Below are 17398 nucleotides of genomic sequence, written 5' to 3'. Positions count from 1 at the left end.
CGGGCGGCTCAGTGCCTGAACACGAGCCGCCCCGGCGGGAGCCGCTCGCCGCCGACCACGCTGGTGCGCCGGTCCACCTCGATCACGAGCCCGTCCGTGTCCGCGAACGGTGAGAGGTCCAGTGTCCCGAGGCATTCGCGCAGTACGAGAAGCCGCAGCCCGGGCAGCTCGGTCAGCGGCTCCAGCGTCCCCTCGAACGCGCACCTGATCAGCACGAGTTCGGTCAGGTGCCGGTACGGCACGAGGGCCGCCGCCGACACGGATGCGGCATGCCGGATCTGCAGGGAGCCGAGCCCCGGGAGCGGGAGCGAGCGGACCAGCTGCCGGTACTGCAGGCTGCCCGCGATCGTCAGGTCCTTCACCCCCGGCCACCGCTCGATCCCGTCGAGGGTCATCCGGCGGACGCCTTGCCACAGGGCCAGGGACGTCAGCCCCTCGGCCGCCGGGACGTCCCCGATCCACCGCTGTTCCGGCTCGAACCCGATGACCAGGGACTTGAGCCCCTCGACCGCCGCCAGCGGGGCCAGCGAGAGCCCCTCCCGGAGGTAGCCGAAGGCGAGGCTGTCCGCCGCCGCCAGCTCGGCGACCGCCTCGATGCCCGTGACCTCCGGGCAGTCCAGTACGCCGAGGTGCCGGAGCTTCGGGTGTCCAGCCAGCGGTGCGAGATCGGTCAGCGCCGGATTGCGGTGGATGACCAGCCACTCCAGGTCCCGCCGCCCGGAGATATCCGTCGGGATGGCGCCGTTCCACGTGAGGTGGACCCGTTGGACGTGGGGCATCCGGCCGAGCACGGACAGCTGCTCCGGCGTGCGGACGTGCAGGTGCCCGACGCGCACGGGGGCATCGGCCAGGACCGCGTCCGCGTACGCGTCGTTGGGGAACCGCCCCCAGGAGTCGGACAGTTCGTGGACCACGTCGTAGCGGTCGTCCCTGCGGAAGCCGGCGATGACCTGGAGCGCCCGCTCGCCGCCGACCAGTGCGGCCGTGCGGATGACGGCGGCGGCCTGCTGCTCGTCCAGGCCCGCCGGGCCCGGCAGGAGTTCCAGGACCAGTTCGCCCGCCTTGGCCAGCTCCTCGGCCTGCCCCACCGAGTGCGGCGGCAGCAGGTGCGCCGTACGCGCCTCCACCTCGTGCCAGACCGCGGGGTCCAGCTCCGGGGCGTGCTCCAGGCAGGCCGCGGCCAGCAGGACCAGCCGGCTCTGGTCCCGCTTGACCTTGTCGGCCCGCCGCAGCAGCTGCCGGAGCAGGCGCGCACGCTCATCGGGGCGGGCGTGCCCGACGGCCATGCGGACCACGTCCTCCCACGCGTCCTCGTGGGCGTTGCCCACCAGCACGCCGAAGTCCCGTGCTTCCACGGCCGCTTTGGCGCCCAGGTAGTCCTGGAAGGTCCGGTGCACGAAGTGGACCGACCCCGGTACCGGTTCGCGGAGCAGCCCGCTGCGGATCAGCAGGTGCCGGAACACCTGCTCGACTCCTGCCTGCGCCCGCACCTGGGGCATGGCAGCGAGCCACTCGCCGACCATCTCCTGCGCCTCCGTGCAGGACGCCTCCACCTGGCCGTTGCGGATGAGCCAGTACGCGAGCCGCTGGAGCAGCAGGGTCTGCTCGTCCCTACTGAGGTACACGCCCTCGACGCCTGATATGTCCCGTTCGGTGTCCCGGCGCACCAGGAGCATGTCCAAGGCGGCGTCGTACAGCTCCTTACGGGCCCGGGGCAGGTGCATGTGGCGGTCCCGGTTCAGGGCGCACAGCAAGGCGCACATGAGGGGGTTCGAGGCCAGCCATCCGAGGTCCCGGCGGGAGCCGACGGACTGGATGAGCGACTTCTCGTACCGCTCCAGGCTGTCCCGCTCCTCCTCGGAGCCGCACTCCGCGCGGGCGGAGTCGTGCCAGTGCGTGATGAACGCGCTCACGTCGGCGCGCTCCATCGGCAGCAGGGACAGGAGGGAGAAGCCCTGCGCGGTCAGCCAGTCCTCCGGGACCGCCGACGGCCGGGTGGTCACCACGTAACGGGCCCGGGGATAGGCCGCGAGCAGGGATCTGAGCCACTCCTCCGTGCGGCTGCGGAACTTGGACGGCACTTCGTCGACCCCGTCGACCAGGACGAGCGCCCGCCCTTGGGACAGCAGGTTCTCGACCCAGCCGTCCGGCGCGCGCAGCGGCACCCCCGAGGCGCGCAGCCAGTCCTGCGGCATCGGCAGGCCCTCGGGCGAGTTGAACGAGCGCAGCCGTAGGACGAAGGGGACGAGGGTGTTCCAGTGGTGCAGGCCGGCCTTGAAGCTCCGCCTCGCCGCGTTCAGGGCCAGCCACTGCACCAGGGTGCTCTTGCCCGAACCCGCCGGGCCGCGCAGCAGGACGCGCTCGGAGGCGCTCAAGGCCAGCTCGGTCTTCATGGCCGAGTGGCGGCCGGGCTCCTCCAGCAGCTGCTCGCCGCTCACCGCCAGGCTGATGTACGCCAGGTCCAGCGGCCACTCCGCACGGGCCTGGCTGAAGGTCAGGCCGAACAGCTGGAGGCGGCCGTGGGTATCGGCGACGTAGCGCGCGTACCGCTCCTCGAACGCGTGGGCCGCGCCGTCCTCGCGCCGCCCCATCCGCTCCACGACGCGCGTCAGCTCGCCGGTGCGGCGGATCAGCTCCACCTCCGCGCGCGCCCCGAAGCCCGGCAGCGTCGTCGTGTACTCCACGGCGTGCGCGCAGCACAGGGCGACCAGGTCGCGGTAGACGGACTCGGCCGCCTCGCTCAGGGCCGCGCCGCGCGGCGGCGCCAGCATCGCGGCCAGGGCCGCCGGGTCCAGGTCCGCCGCGAAGAGGGCCTCCGCGTCCAGCGTCCCCAGTGCGGCGAACGCGTCGCCCACCGCGTCGACCACCGCCAGGCGTTCGTGCTCCGGCAAGCGGCCCGTTGCCTCGCCCAGGCGCGCGGCCAGTACGTGGGCCAGCCGGCGGACCTCCGGCCCGCCCAGTTCCTCCGGGCGCTGCCAGCGGGCCGCCGGATGCACCGGGTCGGCGGCCAGTCCCGCGCCCGGTGCGCGGCCCAGTAGGGACTTCACCAGCGCTCCCGCCGCCGTCCCCGCCACCTTTAAGAGAACCGTCTCGAAGCCCGTCATCCCCCGCCCTCCCCTTGACCCGGACATCATCTCGCGAACCCGGGGTAACACCGATGGATACCGATCGGTAACAACCCCTAGCGGCGCCCCCGAACCCGCTCTATGGTGCGGGCATGCCGAACCTGCCCGATGTCGTGCTGTGGTCCATACCTGCCTTCGTGCTGCTCACCGTCATTGAGGTGGTGAGCTACCGGCTCCATCCCGACGAGGACGCCGCCGGCTACGACACCAAGGACGCGGTCACGAGCGTCGCCATGGGGCTCGGCAGCATCGGCTTCGACCTGCTCTGGAAGATCCCGGTCGTCGCCGTCTTCACGGCGGTCTACGAACTGACCCCGCTGCGGGTCCCGTTCCTGTGGTGGACCGCCCTGCTGATGCTGCTCCTCCAGGACTTCCTCTACTACTGGCAGCACCGGCTCCACCACGTCATCCGCATCCTGTGGGCCTGTCACGTGGTCCACCACAGCAGCCGTCGGTTCAACCTCACCACCGCCCTGCGCCAGCCCTGGACCAGCGCGACCACCTGGTGGTTCTACCTGCCGATGGTCGCCCTCGGCGTGCACCCGGCCGCGATCCCGTTCTGCTACGGCCTGAACCTCCTCTACCAGTTCTGGGTCCACACCGAGCGCATCGGAAAGCTGCCGCGCGCCTACGAGTACGTCTTCAACACCCCCTCGCACCACCGCGTCCACCACGCCTCCCAGGGCGGCTACCTGGACCGCAACTTCGGCGGCATCCTGATCATCTGGGACCGGATGTTCGGCTCCTGGGTCGGGGAGACCGACAAGCCCGTCTACGGGCTCACCAAGAACATCAACACCCACAACCCGCTGCGCGTGGCCACGCACGAGTACGCCGCCATCGCCCGCGACGTCCGCGCCGCCCGCAGCTGGCGCGAGCGGGCGGGCCGCGTCTTCCGCGGCCCCGGCTGGCAGCCCGCACCAGCACCCGTACCCGCCCCCGCCGCCGAGCCCGCGACCGCCCCGGAGCACGCCGCGTGAGCGACACCGACTCCCGTACGCCCTCCTGGGCGCGCCCCGCGGCGGCAGCCGCCGACGGGGCGGCCGGCCGGATCCTGCTCGCCGCCTTCGCCGCCGCGACCGTCGTCGACCTCGGCTCGCTGCTGGCCGGCTGGCACCTCGGGCACGTCATCGCCAAGCCGCTGCTGATGCCGCTGCTCGTCGCCCACGTGGTCACCCGGCGGGCTCCCGGGCTGCTGATCGCCGCCCTGCTGTTCGGATGGGGCGGGGACCTGGCGCTGCTCTTCGACGCCGAGCCCGCCTTCCTCGTCGGCATGGGATCCTTCGCCGCCGGGCACGTCTGCTACCTCGTGCTCTTCGGTCGGCGCGGTACGCATCCCGCGCTCGGGGGCGCGTACGCCGTCGCCCTCCTGGGGACCGTCGCGCTGCTCTGGGGCGACCTGCCAGCCGGTCTGCGCATCCCGGTCGCCGGGTACAGCCTGCTGCTCACCGCCATGGCCTACCGCTCCAGCGCCCTCGGCCTGCGCGCCGGCCTCGGCGGGGCGCTGTTCCTGCTCTCCGACACGCTGATCGCCACCGGCGTCGCCGACTGGCCGCAGCTGCCCCGCCTCGACTTCTGGATCATGGCCACCTACGTCGCCGCCCAGTACCTGCTGGCCACCGGGGCTCTCGCCCCGGCGCAGGCGTACGGTAGGACAGTCCTACAAGACTGAACTACCTGATCCGGAGGGCTGCACGACCATGCGAGCCACCGTCATCCACGCCCCGCACGACATCCGCGTGGAGGAGGTGCCCGACGCTGCGATCCAGCGCCCCGAGGACGCCGTCGTCCGCGTGCTGCGCGCCTGCATCTGCGGCAGCGACCTGTGGGCCTACCGCGGCGAGGCCGAGCGCCAGCCCGGCCAGCGCATCGGCCACGAGTTCCTCGGCATCGTCGAGGAGACCGGCCCGTCCGTGTCCGGCCTCAAAGCCGGCGATCTCGTCGTCGCCCCCTTCATGTGGTCCGACGGCACCTGCGACTACTGCTCCGAGGGCCTGCACACCTCTTGCGTGGACGGCGGCTTCTGGGGCTCGGTCGGCCACGACGGCGGGCAGGGCGAGGCCGTCCGTGTCCCGCACGCCGACGGCACCCTCGTGAAGCTGCCCGCGGACGCCGTCTCCGACGACCACCTGCTGACCGGCCTGCTCGCACTGTCCGACGTCATGGGCACCGGGCACCACGCCGCCCTGGGCGCAGGCGTCCGCAAGGGCTCCACCGTGGCCGTCGTCGGCGACGGCGCGGTCGGCCTGTGCGGGGTCCTCGCCGCCAAGCGCCTCGGCGCCGAGCGGATCATCGCACTGGGTCGGCACACCGTCCGTACGGACATCGCCAAGCTCTTCGGGGCCACCGACGTCGTCGCCGAGCGCGGCGAGGCCGCCGAGGCCGCCGTCCGCGAGCTCACCGGCGGCCAGGGCGCCCACGCGGTCATCGAGGCCGTCGGCACCGAGCAGTCCATGCGCACCGCCGTGAACATCACCCGCGACGGCGGGGCCATCGGCTACGTCGGCGTTCCGCACGGCAGCGGCACGGGCCTCGACCTCGGCGTCATGTTCGACCGCAACATCACCCTGCGCGGCGGCGTCGCCCCGGTGCGCGCGTACATCCCGGAGCTGCTGGCGGACGTGCTGAGCGGCGCGATCGACCCGGCGCCCGTCTTCGACCGCGCCGTGTCCCTGGACGAGGTCCCGGACGGCTACCGTGCGATGGACGACCGCAGCGCGCTGAAGGTGCTCATCAAGCCCTGACGGCCCGGCTCGAACGGGAGGGGCCGGCCCGGGGAAGTTCCCCCGGGCCGGCCCCTCCCGTTCGAGCCGCTACTTCACGGCCTTCAGCGCGTCCACCACGCCGTAGCCGTAGTAGCCGGTCTGGCCCCACTTGCTCTGGCAGGTGGTGGCGTCGACCAGCGCGCCCGTGGCGTCGTACAGCTTCTCCGGGCAGGCCGCCTTCGTGGCCTGGGCCTTCAGCATGGCCTGGAGCTGCGAGGGCGTGGCCTGCGGGTGGGCGCTCTTGAGCAGCGCCGCCACGCCCGCCACGTGCGGTCCGGCCATCGAAGTGCCCTGCTTGTAGCCGTAGCCGCCGCCCGGCAGGGTGGACAGCACACGACCGTTGGCGTCCGGGGTGGCCGGAATCTGCCACTTGTCGCCGCCGGGGGCGGCGACGTCGACGACGCCCAGGCCGAAGCTGGAGTAGTACGACCTGATGCCCTGGTCACCGGTCGCGCTCACCGTGACCACACCCGGGAGCTGGGTGGGAATGTCCAGGCAGACGTGCGGGTCGATCGTGCGCGGGACCGGGGTGCCGTCGTCCGGGCTCGTGTCGTCGACTATCGCGTTCGACGCCAGGTCGTGGTTCGAGTTCCCGGCAGAGGCCACGCTGAGGACGCCCTTGCGCTCGGCGTACTTGGTCGCCCGGCCGAGGGCCTCCACCAGCGCCTTCTGGTCCTCGTCCGCCTTGCAGTTGTAGAGCCAGGGGTCGACGTAGTAGCTGTTGTTGGTCACCTCGATCCCCTTCTCGGCGGCGAACATGAAGCCGCAGACGACCGCCTCGGTGAAGAACAGGCTGGTGCCCGGCTCGCTGACCTTGATGGCGGCGACCTTCACGCCCGGGGCGACGCCCGAGATGCCGATGCCGTTGCGCGCGGCCGCGATGGTCCCGGCGACGTGCGTGCCGTGGTCGCTGCCGTCGGGGTACGGGCGCCACGCGCCGTCGGTGGTGTCCGCGACACCGCCGACGCAGTTCGCCGACTGGCCCTTGGAGAAGTTCGCCGCGAGGTCCGGGTGGGTGTCGTCGACACCCGTGTCGATGACGCCCACGGTGACGTCCGGGCTGCCATCGTTGATCTTGTGCGCCTGATCGGCCTTGATCGCCCGCAGGTCCCACTGGTTGGGCTCCAGCGGCTCCTGACCGTCCGCGGCGGCTGCCGCCGCCTTGGCGGCGTCCGCCGCGCTCAGCTTCTGCGTCGTGCCCTCCTCGGTGGTCTGCACCGGCTGGAGGGGGGCCGTCCGGGTGGCGCCGACCGACACGAAAAGGCCGCGCTGCGCGCGCAGCTGCTTGGCGAAGTCCGGGTTCTGGGAGTGTGCGACGACGACCCCGATCTGCTCGTAGGACGTCACCACCGTTCCGCCGGCCCGCTCGACGGCCTTCTTCGCGGCCTTGACCGTGGCGTACGTGTTCAGGTTCGCGACGTACGAGAGCTTCGGGCCCGTGGTGTCGGGCTTCGCCGCGGTCGCCGTACCCGCCGTGTTGCCCAGCGGGGCGGCGGAGGCCGCGACCGAGGGCAGGAAGGCGAGCGAGGCGGTGAGCGCCAGGCCGATCGGTACGGCGATACGCCGGCGACCGGATCCCAGATGAGCCATGGGTTCTCCACATCATCCGTGAAAGAAGCCGTCCGCGCGCGGTCGCGCAGGACGACGGGTTCATGACAGGTGAACCTAGTGCCGCCGTTCGCCACTCCGCCATCAGTTCGACAAATCAATTTCCCAAGTATCAGCGGGTGTTGAACCGTCCCGACGCGCCGTACGTGCCGTTGACAAGGGGGGATCAGCGCCACCGTCCCCCCCCACACGGAGGTTGTTTTGTCCGTCGTCCCCACCGCACCCGCGTCACAAGGAGAGCCCCCCGTGACCACCGAAGCAGCGCCGCCGCACGGCAGCGCGGTAACGCCCGCGGCGAGCCCCACGGCCGAAGAGTTCGAAAGCGTCCAGCAGAGCGCCGAATTCGCCGAACTGCGCACTTCCTACCGCTCCTTCGCCTTCCCTCTCACCGTGGCCTTCATCGCCTGGTACCTGCTCTACGTCCTGCTGTCCAACTACGCCGGCGGGTTCATGGGGACCAAGCTCTTCGGCAACGTCAACGTCGCCCTCGTGTTCGGCCTCGCCCAGTTCGCGACGACCTTCCTCATCGCGTACCTGTACTCCCGGCACGCCGCCGCGAAGCTCGACCCCAAGGCCGCGGCGATCAAGGCGCGGATGGAGGCCGGCGAATGAGCGACACCCTCGCGCTCCCCCTCGCGGCGGACTTCGCCGCCGGGGCCACCGAGCACCGGCCGCTGATCATGACCCTGTTCGGGCTGTTCGTCGTCGCCACCCTCGTCATCACGATCTGGGCCGGCCGCCAGACCAAGGACGCCGCCGACTTCTACGCGGGCGGCCGCCAGTTCACCGGCTTCCAGAACGGCCTGGCCATCTCCGGCGACTACATGTCCGCCGCGTCCTTCCTCGGCATCGCCGGCGCCATCGCGCTCTTCGGGTACGACGGCTTCCTCTACTCCATCGGCTTCCTCGTGGCCTGGCTGGTCGCCCTGCTGCTCGTCGCCGAGCCGCTGCGCAACTCCGGCCGCTACACGATGGGCGACGTCCTCGCGTTCCGGATGCGCCAGCGGCCCGTCCGTACCGCCGCCGGCACCTCCACCATCGTGGTCTCGATCTTCTATCTGCTCGCCCAGATGGCGGGCGCCGGCGTGCTCGTCTCGCTGCTCCTCGGCATCACGAGCGACGGCGGCAAGGTCGCCGTCGTCGCGCTGGTCGGCGTGCTGATGATCCTCTACGTCACCATCGGCGGCATGAAGGGCACCACCTGGGTCCAGATGATCAAGGCGGTCCTGCTCATCGCGGGCACCCTGCTCATCACCTTCCTGGTGCTGTTGAAGTTCAACTTCAACATCTCCGACCTGCTGGGCAAGGCGGCCGAGAACAGCGGCCAGGGCGCCAAGTTCCTGGAGCCCGGCCTCAAGTACGGCAAGGACTCGACGACCAAGCTGGACTTCATCTCGCTCGGCATCGCACTGGTCCTCGGCACCGCCGGCCTGCCGCACATCCTGATCCGCTTCTACACGGTGCCCACGGCCAAGGCCGCCCGCAAGTCCGTGAACTGGGCCATCGGCATCATCGGCGCCTTCTACCTGATGACCATCGCCCTCGGCTTCGGCGCCGCCGCCCTGCTCAAGCGGACCGACATCCTCGCCTCCAACAAGGCCGGCAACACCGCCGCCCCGCTGCTCGCCCAGGAGGTCGGCGGCGGAGCCGGCTCCACGGGCGGCGCGGTCCTGCTCGCCGTGATCTCCGCGGTCGCGTTCGCCACCATCCTCGCGGTGGTGGCCGGGCTCACCCTCGCCTCGTCCTCGTCCTTCGCCCACGACCTGTACGTCAACGTGATCCGCAAGGGCAATGCCACCGAGAAGGAGGAGGTCCGGGCGGCCCGCTGGTCCACCGTCGTGATCGGCGCCGTCGCCATCGGCCTCGGCGCCCTGGCCCGCGACCTCAACGTCGCCGGGCTCGTCGCCCTCGCCTTCGCGGTCGCCGCCTCCGCGAACCTGCCGACGATCCTCTACAGCCTCTTCTGGAAGCGCTTCACCACCCGGGGCGCACTGTGGTCCATCTACGGAGGCCTCGTCTCCGCGGTCGTCCTGGTGCTGTTCTCCCCGGTCGTCTCCGGAAAGCCCACCTCGATGTTCAAGGACGCCGACTTCTACTGGTTCCCCCTGGAGAACCCGGGCATCGTCTCGATCCCGCTCGGCTTCCTGCTGGGCTGGCTGGGAACCCTCCTGTCCAAGGAGGAGGCCGACCCCAAGAAGTTCGCGGAACTTGAGGTCCGCTCCCTCACGGGAACGGGCGCGCACTGAAATACTCCACACACGGAACGTGGCCGCGTCGTACTTCTCTACGACGCGGCCACGCCGTGTCTCGTTCATTTGGGCATCCCGAGGAGTCACGGCCGTCGCGTAGGCTCGAATACAGCGCCAGGCATTTATTCAAAGTGGCGCAAACCTCTATGGACCGGACTGGGGAGGGGGCCCGAAATGCTTCTCGACACCTACGGCCGCGTGGCCACTGACCTGCGCGTCTCGCTCACCGACCGGTGCAATCTGCGCTGTACGTACTGCATGCCCGAGGAGGGCCTGCAGTGGCTCGGGAAATCGGATCTGCTGAGTGACGAGGAGATCGTCCGGCTGATCCGCATCGCCGTCACACAGCTGGGCATCACCGAAGTCCGCTTCACCGGCGGGGAGCCGCTGCTGCGCCCCGGCCTGGTCGGGATCGTCGAACAGTGCGCGGCCTTGGAGCCCCGCCCCAAGATGTCCCTGACCACCAACGGCATAGGCCTCAAGCGCACCGCACAGGCGCTCAAGGCCGCGGGCCTGGACCGGGTAAACGTTTCGTTGGACACGCTGCGGCCCGAGGTCTTCAAGACCCTCACCCGGCGCGACCGGCACCACGACGTCATCGACGGCATGGCCGCGGCCCGCGAGGCCGGCCTGACCCCCGTCAAGGTCAACGCCGTCCTGATGCCGGGCCTGAACGACGACGAGGCCCCCGACCTGCTCGCCTGGGCCGTCGAGAACGAGTACGAACTTCGCTTCATCGAGCAGATGCCGCTCGATGCCCAGCACGGCTGGAAGCGCGACGGCATGATCACCGCCGGGGACATCCTCGCGTCGCTGCGCACCCGCTTCACGCTCGCCGAGGAAGGCGCCGAAGAACGCGGATCCGCCCCGGCGGAGCGCTGGCTGGTCGACGACGGCCCGGCCACCGTCGGCGTGATCGCCTCGGTCACCAGGCCCTTCTGCGGCGCCTGCGACCGCACCCGGCTCACCGCGGACGGCCAGGTCCGTACCTGCCTGTTCGCCACCGAGGAGTCGGACCTGCGCGGAGCCCTGCGCTCCGGCGCTCCGGACGAGGAGATCGCCCGCCTGTGGAAGGTGGCGATGTGGGGCAAGAAGGCCGGGTCCGGACTCGACGACCCGTCCTTCCTCCAGCCCGACCGCCCGATGTCCGCGATCGGCGGCTGACGGCCGATCGGCGACCGCCGCTCCGGCGCCTAGCGGCGCTCCGAGCCCTCCGGCTGGACCCATTCGTCCAGCTTCACGACGTCCTTGAGGAAGCCGCGGACCCCCAGGAACTGGGACAGGTGTTCGCGGTGCTCCTCGCACGCCAGCCAGGTCTTGCGGCGCTCCGGCGCGTGCAGCTTCGGGTTGTTCCACACAAGGACCCAGACGGCCGCATCGCGGCAGCCCTTCGCCGAGCAGGCGGGCGCCTCGGCGGACCCGGGGGAACGAGCGGCGTCGGGAGCATCGGGGGAGTCAGGGGAGTTCACGCCTCAACCCTACAAACCCCTGCCACGGAAAGGCGACGCCGGGCAGCCACGGGGGGAGCTGCCCGGCGTCGGTCCGTCGCTCCGACGGGGGATGCGGAGCGCGTAGGCAGTATGTCACGCAGGACCCGGTGCAGTGCACCGGAACTTCATGATTGATCTGAGGTTTTCTTGAGGTTTCCCGTGTTCAGTGCCGGACGCACAGGTGAGGGGATGAAGTGCGAGGGCAGTGAGGGGGTCGATTCGCGCCCCGCGTTGGCGATGACCACGGCCACGTACGGTAGCAGCGCGCCCGCGATGAGCGTCACGATCGCCACGTGACGTTCCACGTTCCACAGGACCACCGTCGCCACCACCGACAGCGTCCTGATCGCCATCGAGATGACGTACCGGCGCTGGCGTCCCCGCACGTCCTCGTCGAGGCTCATCCGGGCTCCGGTGATCCGGAAGACCTCGGCTCCGTTCCGCTTCTTCCGCTCCACGCTCCACCGCCCGATTCGCCTGCCGGACGCTCCCCGGTCCGGACCTCTCCACCGTACGCCGCCCGTTCCGTGACGAGGAGAGGGGGTGTCCCCCGAACGGGGCCGTCCGAAATGCGCAGTAGGCCGTACGGGTCGAAACTGGGCCCACATGCGCACAACGCGCCACGAGGAGGCTCGACATGCAATGGTTGTGGGCGATCATCGTCGGTTTCGTGCTGGGCCTCATAGCCCGGGCGATCCTGCCGGGCAAACAGCACCAGCCCCTCTGGCTGACCACCCTCTTCGGCATCGTCGGTGCGATCCTCGGCAACGCCGTCGCGCACTGGATCGGCGTCGGGGACACCAAGGGCATCGACTGGACCCGGCACCTGCTGGAGCTCGCCGGAGCCGTCCTGATCGTGGGCCTCGGCGAGATGATCTACATGTCGCTGCGGGGCGGGAAGAAGCAGACGATCTGAGGGCGGCATGACGGAGGGGCCGGCCGGACATCCGTCCGCACCGGCCCCTCCGCCGCGCTCAGCCGTCAAGCCGTCGGCCGTGGCCCTCAGGCGCCCGTGACCTCGACCGCCGCCAGGTTCTTCTTGCCGCGGCGCAGCACCAGCCAGCGCCCGTGCAGCAGCTCCTCCTTGGCGGGGACCGCGTCCTCGGCGGTGACCTTCACGTTGTTCACGTAGGCGCCGCCCTCCTTCACCGTCCGGCGACCGGCCGACTTGCTCGCCACCAGCCCGGTCTCCGCGAGCAGGTCCACCACCAGGCCGAGCTCGGTGACCTCGGCGCGCGGCAGCTCGGACAGGGCGGCGGCCAGCGTGGCCTCGTCCAGGTCCGCGAGCTCGCCCTGGCCGAACAGCGCCTTCGACGCCGCGATCACGGCGGCGCACTGGTCGGCGCCGTGCACCAGGGTGGTCAGCTCCTCCGCCAGCGCCCGCTGGGCGGCGCGCGCCTGCGGACGCTCCGCGGTCTGCGCCTCCAGCTCTTCCAGCTCCGTGCGGGACTTGAAGGACAGGATCCGCATGTAGGTGGAGATGTCCCGGTCGTCCACGTTCAGCCAGAACTGGTAGAAGGCGTACGGGGTGGTCATCTCCGGGTCCAGCCAGACGGCCCCGCCCTCGGTCTTGCCGAACTTGGTGCCGTCGGCCTTGACCATCAGCGGGGTCGCCAGCGCGTGCACCTCGGCGTGCGGCTCCAGGCGGTGGATCAGGTCGAGGCCGGCCGTGAGGTTGCCCCACTGGTCGGACCCGCCCTGCTGGAGGGTGCAGCCGTAGCGCCGGTACAGCTCCAGGAAGTCCATGCCCTGGAGCAGCTGGTAGCTGAACTCGGTGTAGCTGATGCCCTGGTCGGACTCCAGGCGCTTGGCGACCGAGTCCTTCGTCAGCATCTTGTTGACGCGGAAGTGCTTGCCGATGTCCCGCAGGAACTCGATGGCGGACATGCCCGCCGTCCAGTCCAGGTTGTTCACCATGACGGCCGCGTTCTCGCCCTCGAAGGACAGGTACGGCTCGATCTGGGACCGCAGCCGGCCCACCCAGTTGGCTACGGTCTCCGGGTCGTTCAGCGTTCGCTCGGCGGTCGGCCGCGGGTCGCCGATCTGACCGGTGGCCCCGCCGACCAGCGCCAGCGGCCGGTGTCCGGCCTGCTGGAGCCGCCGTACGGTCAGCACCTGTACCAGGTGTCCCACGTGCAGGGACGCCGCCGTCGGGTCGAAGCCGCAATAGAAGGTGACCGGACCGTCCGCGAAGGCCTTGCGCAGCGCTTCTTCGTCGGTGGACTGGGCGAAGAGCCCACGCCACTTCAGCTCGTCGACGATGTCCGTCAAGGTCTCTCGACTCCTTCAGATGATGATTGCGTCACGCCCGATGACCAGTCTAGGTGGATCAGACGCCCCTGCTGACCGAGCTCATGTTGAAGTCCGGGATCCGCAGAGCGGGCATCGCGGCCCGGGTGAACCAGTCGCTCCACTCGCGCGGCAGGGTCTTTTCGGTCCGGCCCGCCTCCACGGCCCGCGACAGCAGGTCCACCGGCGATTCGTTGAACCGGAAGTTGTTCACCTCGCCGACGACCTGGCCGTTCTCCACCAGGTAGACGCCGTCCCGGGTCAGCCCCGTCAGCAGCAGCGTCGCCGGGTCCACCTCGCGGATGTACCAGAGGCAGGTCAGCAGCAGACCCCGCTCGGTGTCGGCCACCATCTCCTCCAGCGACTTGTCGCCGCCGCCCTCCAGGATCAGGTTCCCGAAGCCCGGCGAGACCGGCATGCCGGTCATGGCCGCGCTGTGCCGGGTCGTGGTCAGCCGTGCCAGTTCGCCCTCGCGCAGCCACTCCGTCGCCGGGACCGGCAGGCCGTTGTCGAAGACCGAGGCGTCGTCGCCCGAGCTGTGCGCGATCACGAACGGAGCGGACTCCAGGCCCGGCGCGTTCGGGTCGCTGCGCAGGGTCAGCGGCAGCTCGGACAGCTTCTCGCCGAGCCGGGTGCCGCCGCCGGGCTTGGAGAACACCGTGCGGCCCTCGACCGCGTCCCGGGCCGACGCGGACCACATCTGGTAGATCAACAGGTCGGCGACCGCCGTCGGGGGCAGCAGGGTCTCGTACCGGCCCGCGGGCAGGTCGATCTTCCGCTCCGCCCAGCCCAGTCGTACCGCGAGCTCGGCGTCCAGCACGGTCGGGTCCACGTCCTTGAAGTCCCGGGTGGAGCGGCCGGTCCAGGCCGAGCGCTGCCGGTCGGGGGACTTGGCGTTGAGCTCCAGGGTGCCGTTCGGCTGGTCGTGACGCAGCCGCAGGCCCGTCGAGGTGCCGACGTACGTGGAGACCAGCTCGTGGTTGGCGAAGCCGTACAGCTCCCGGCCGCCCGCACGGGCCCGGGCGAAGGCCTCGCCGAGGGCCGGGGCGAAGTCCGCGAACACGGCCGAGGAGGTCTCGGCCGGGGCGTCCGCGAAGTCGGGCGAGGACGGCGTCCCGGTGACCAGCGGCCGGGCGTCCTCCGCGGGGCCGGCGCTCCGCGCGGCGGCCTCGGCGGCGCGGACCAGCGGCTCCAGGTCGTCCGCGGTGACGGCGGAGCGCGATACGACCCCCGAGGCCGTGCCCTCCTTGCCGTCGACCGTGGCGATGACCGTCAGGGTCCGGCCGCGGGTCACGCCGTTGGTGGTGAGCGCGTTGCCCGCCCAGCGCAGGTTGGCCGTCGACTCCTCGTCGGCGATGACGACGCAGCCGTCGGCGGTGGACAGCTCCAGCGCCCGCTCGACGATCTCGTGGGGCTTGCTGCGTCCGTTCGAAAGCGTGCTCATCGGCCGGCCTCCTGCGTGGTGTTCAAGATGTTCACGTCGCGGAACAGCGCGGACGGGCAGCCGTGCGAGACCGCCGCGACCTGCCCCGGCTGGGCCTTGCCGCAGTTGAAGGCGCCGCCCAACACGTACGTCTGCGGGCCGCCGACCTTCTCCATGGAGCCCCAGAAGTCGGTGGTCGTGGCCTGGTAGGCGACGTCGCGCAGCTGCCCGGCCAGCCTGCCGTTCTCGATCCGGAAGAACCGCTGCCCGGTGAACTGGAAGTTGTAGCGCTGCATGTCGATCGACCAGGAGCGGTCGCCGACGACGTAGATGCCGCGCTCCACCCCGCCGATCAGGTCCTCGGTGGACAGCCCGCCCGGATCCGGCCGGAGCGAGACGTTCGCCATCCGCTGGACGGGCACGTGCCCGGGGGAGTCGGCGAAGGCGCAGCCGTTGGAGCGGCCGAGGTCGGTGAGCTTCGCGATCCGCCGGTCGAGCTGGTAGCCGACCAGGGTGCCGTCCTTGACGAGGTCCCAGCTCTGCGCCTGGACGCCCTCGTCGTCGAAGCCGATGGTGGCGAGCCCGTGCTCGGCGGTGCGGTCGCCGGTCACGTTCATGACCGGGGAGCCGTACTTGAGCTTGCCGAGCTGGTCGAAGGTGGCGAAGGAGGTCCCCGCGTACGCGGCCTCGTAGCCCAGCGCCCGGTCGAGCTCGGTGGCGTGACCGATGGACTCGTGGATGGTGAGCCACAGGTTGGACGGGTCCACGACCAGGTCGTAGCGCCCGGCCTCGACGCTCGGCGCCCGCATCTTCTCGGCGAGCAGCCCGGGGATCTGCTCCAGCTCGGTGTTCCAGTCCCAACCGGTGCCGGTCAGGTACTCCCAGCCGCGGCCGGCCGGCGGGGCGATGGTGCGCATCGAGTCGAACTCGCCGGTGGTGGCGTCCACGGCCACCGCGGTCAGCTGCGGGTGGATCCGCACGCGCTGCTGCGTGGTCACGGTGCCCGCGGTGTCGGCGTAGAACTTGTTCTCGTGGACGGCGAGCAGCGAGGCGTCGACGTGCGCGACCCCGTCGGCGGCCAGCAGGCGGGAGCTCCAGTCGGCGAGCAGGGCCGCCTTCTCCGCGTCCGGGACCTCGAACGGGTTCACCTCGTACGCGGCGATCCACGTCTTGTCGGCGTGCACCGGCTCGTCGGCGAGCTCGACCCGCTCGTTCGAACCGGCGGCCTTGATGACCTGGGCGGACAGCTTGGCCATGGCCACGGCCTGCGAGGCCACCTTGGCGGCACCGTCCATGGTCAGGTCCACACCGGAGGCGAACCCCCAGCTGCCCCCGTGCACCACCCGGACCGCGTACCCGAGGTCGGTGGTGTCGGAACTGCCGGACGGCTTGGCGTCCCGGAGTCGCCAGGAGGCGCTGCGGATCCGTTCGAGCCGGAAGTCGGCATGGTCGGAGCCCAGCGCGCGGGCCCGGGCGAGCGCCGCGTCGGCGAGCGCCCGCAAGGGCAGCGCGGTGAAGGCCGCGTCGATGGAATGGGGCACGAAGTCCTCCCGGGGTCGGGGCCGGTCGCCTCGATCATGTCGCGCTCGGGGCGCTTGTGCCTACATCTTTCTGTAGGGACTCGACAGAGCCCGTCGCAAGGCCCTGTGGGAGATCGATTCTGCGCACGGGGTACCTGGCCTATAGGTTTTTGGTTACTCAGACCGCTAGTCGAAAGGGTGATCCGTTGAGCCGCTCGGTTCTCGTCACCGGAGGAAACCGGGGCATCGGCCTCGCCATCGCACGAGCCTTCGCGCAGGCCGGCGACAAGGTCGCGATCACGTACCGGTCGGGTGAGCCGCCGCAGGAGCTCACCGCGCTCGGCGTCCTGGCGGTCCGCTGCGACATCACCGACTCGGAGCAGGTGGAGCAGGCCTACAAGGAGATCGAGGACGCGCACGGAGCGGTCGAGGTGCTGGTGGCCAACGCCGGCATCACCAAGGACACGCTGCTCATGCGCATGTCCGAGGAGGACTTCGCGTCCGTCGTCGACACCAACCTCACCGGCACGTTCCGGGTGGTCAAGCGCGCGAACCGTGGCATGCTCCGTGCCAAGAAGGGCCGCGTCGTCCTGATCTCCTCGGTCGTCGGCCTGCTGGGTTCGGCCGGACAGGCCAACTACGCCGCCTCCAAGGCGGCGCTGGTCGGCTTCGCCCGCTCGCTCGCCCGTGAGCTCGGCTCGCGCAACATCACCTTCAACGTCGTGGCCCCCGGTTTCGTGGACACCGACATGACGAAGGTGCTCACCGACGAGCAGCGCGCGGGCATCGTCGGCCAGGTGCCCCTGGGCCGCTACGCGCAGCCCGAGGAGATCGCGGCAGCCGTGAGCTTCCTGGCGTCCGACGACGCCGCGTACATCACAGGAGCCGTCATTCCCGTTGACGGCGGATTGGGCATGGGTCACTGATCA

The 17398-nt window shown here is 70.8% G+C and carries 15 protein-coding genes; 8 read left to right on the top strand and 7 right to left on the bottom strand.

The features are described from left to right. Positions 1 to 8 precede the first annotated feature (8 nt). On the bottom strand, positions 9 to 3104 hold the full coding sequence (locus tag OG974_RS12640; RefSeq protein WP_328762329.1) for an NACHT domain-containing protein: 3096 nt from the start codon (positions 3102 to 3104) through the stop codon (positions 9 to 11). Between the two features lie 113 nt (positions 3105 to 3217). Here OG974_RS12640 and OG974_RS12635 point away from each other — a divergent pair, with 113 nt between their 5' ends. From OG974_RS12635 to OG974_RS12625, 3 genes are read left to right on the top strand one after another with little or no spacing between them, the layout of a single operon-like run. Then, positions 3218 to 4105 (top strand): sterol desaturase family protein, encoded by an 888-nt coding sequence (locus tag OG974_RS12635; protein WP_328762328.1) that lies wholly within the window; start codon positions 3218 to 3220, stop codon positions 4103 to 4105. Then, complete coding sequence (locus tag OG974_RS12630) at positions 4102 to 4797, top strand: lysoplasmalogenase (protein WP_328762326.1); 696 nt, start codon at positions 4102 to 4104, stop codon at positions 4795 to 4797. The genes OG974_RS12635 and OG974_RS12630 overlap by 4 nt, the downstream gene beginning before the upstream one ends. A 28-nt stretch (positions 4798 to 4825) precedes the next feature. After that, a complete protein-coding gene (locus OG974_RS12625; RefSeq protein WP_327282787.1) occupies positions 4826 to 5869 on the top strand; it encodes a zinc-dependent alcohol dehydrogenase family protein in 1044 nt (347 codons plus the stop codon). Positions 5870 to 5938: 69 nt separating this feature from the next. Here the strand turns inward: OG974_RS12625 and OG974_RS12620 are convergent, their stop codons facing one another. Further along, positions 5939 to 7480: a S8 family serine peptidase gene (locus OG974_RS12620; protein WP_328762324.1), complete on the bottom strand. Its 1542-nt coding sequence runs from the start codon at positions 7478 to 7480 to the stop codon at positions 5939 to 5941. 264 nt (positions 7481 to 7744) lie between these two features. On the opposite strand from OG974_RS12620, the gene OG974_RS12615 reads away from it, so the two are divergent. The 3 genes from OG974_RS12615 (at position 7745) to moaA (ending at position 10911) form a co-directional block, all read left to right on the top strand. Continuing rightward, positions 7745 to 8110 (top strand): DUF485 domain-containing protein, encoded by a 366-nt coding sequence (locus OG974_RS12615; protein WP_327282785.1) that lies wholly within the window; start codon positions 7745 to 7747, stop codon positions 8108 to 8110. After that, complete coding sequence (locus OG974_RS12610) at positions 8107 to 9744, top strand: cation acetate symporter (protein ID WP_327282784.1); 1638 nt, start codon at positions 8107 to 8109, stop codon at positions 9742 to 9744. Before OG974_RS12615 ends, OG974_RS12610 begins: the two co-directional genes overlap by 4 nt. Positions 9745 to 9921: 177 nt before the next feature. Continuing rightward, positions 9922 to 10911 carry a GTP 3',8-cyclase MoaA gene (gene moaA, locus OG974_RS12605; RefSeq protein ID WP_327282783.1) on the top strand — a complete coding sequence of 330 codons (990 nt, stop codon included), beginning with the start codon at positions 9922 to 9924 and terminating at the stop codon, positions 10909 to 10911. Positions 10912 to 10940: 29 nt separating this feature from the next. On the opposite strand, the gene OG974_RS12600 is transcribed toward moaA, so the two are convergent. Together OG974_RS12600 and OG974_RS12595 are read right to left on the bottom strand one after the other, a co-directional pair. Beyond that, the gene (locus tag OG974_RS12600) at positions 10941 to 11216 is read right to left on the bottom strand and encodes a hypothetical protein (RefSeq protein ID WP_328762323.1); all 276 of its coding nucleotides are present in this window, start codon (positions 11214 to 11216) and stop codon (positions 10941 to 10943) included. A 146-nt stretch (positions 11217 to 11362) separates the two neighbouring features. Next, the gene (locus OG974_RS12595; RefSeq protein ID WP_371646481.1) at positions 11363 to 11641 is read right to left on the bottom strand and encodes a DUF3099 domain-containing protein; all 279 of its coding nucleotides are present in this window, start codon (positions 11639 to 11641) and stop codon (positions 11363 to 11365) included. Between the two features lie 233 nt (positions 11642 to 11874). Between OG974_RS12595 and OG974_RS12590 the strand changes: the two genes are divergently transcribed. Continuing rightward, entirely contained in the window at positions 11875 to 12153 is a 279-nt protein-coding gene (locus OG974_RS12590) for a GlsB/YeaQ/YmgE family stress response membrane protein (RefSeq protein WP_327282780.1), read from the top strand. 86 nt (positions 12154 to 12239) lie between these two features. Here OG974_RS12590 and tyrS read toward each other — a convergent pair whose 3' ends face one another. Genes tyrS through OG974_RS12575 form a run of 3 tightly spaced genes read right to left on the bottom strand, consistent with a single transcriptional unit; the run spans position 12240 to position 16490 of the window. Further along, complete coding sequence (tyrS, locus tag OG974_RS12585) at positions 12240 to 13508, bottom strand: tyrosine--tRNA ligase (protein ID WP_327282779.1); 1269 nt, start codon at positions 13506 to 13508, stop codon at positions 12240 to 12242. 58 nt (positions 13509 to 13566) lie between these two features. Next, on the bottom strand, positions 13567 to 14970 hold the full coding sequence (locus tag OG974_RS12580; protein ID WP_327282778.1) for a metallopeptidase TldD-related protein: 1404 nt from the start codon (positions 14968 to 14970) through the stop codon (positions 13567 to 13569). Continuing rightward, complete coding sequence (locus OG974_RS12575) at positions 14967 to 16490, bottom strand: TldD/PmbA family protein (protein ID WP_371646478.1); 1524 nt, start codon at positions 16488 to 16490, stop codon at positions 14967 to 14969. The genes OG974_RS12580 and OG974_RS12575 overlap by 4 nt, the downstream gene beginning before the upstream one ends. Positions 16491 to 16675: 185 nt before the next feature. Between OG974_RS12575 and fabG the strand changes: the two genes are divergently transcribed. Next, positions 16676 to 17395 carry a 3-oxoacyl-[acyl-carrier-protein] reductase gene (fabG, locus tag OG974_RS12570; RefSeq protein WP_030300576.1) on the top strand — a complete coding sequence of 240 codons (720 nt, stop codon included), beginning with the start codon at positions 16676 to 16678 and terminating at the stop codon, positions 17393 to 17395. The last annotated feature ends 3 nt before the right edge of the window (positions 17396 to 17398 follow it).

The organism is Streptomyces sp. NBC_00597 (assembly GCF_041431095.1).
Classification (GTDB): Bacteria; Actinomycetota; Actinomycetes; order Streptomycetales; family Streptomycetaceae; genus Streptomyces.
The sequence above is the reverse complement of the archived record's forward strand: the minus strand, read 5'-3'. Positions and strand labels throughout refer to the sequence as shown.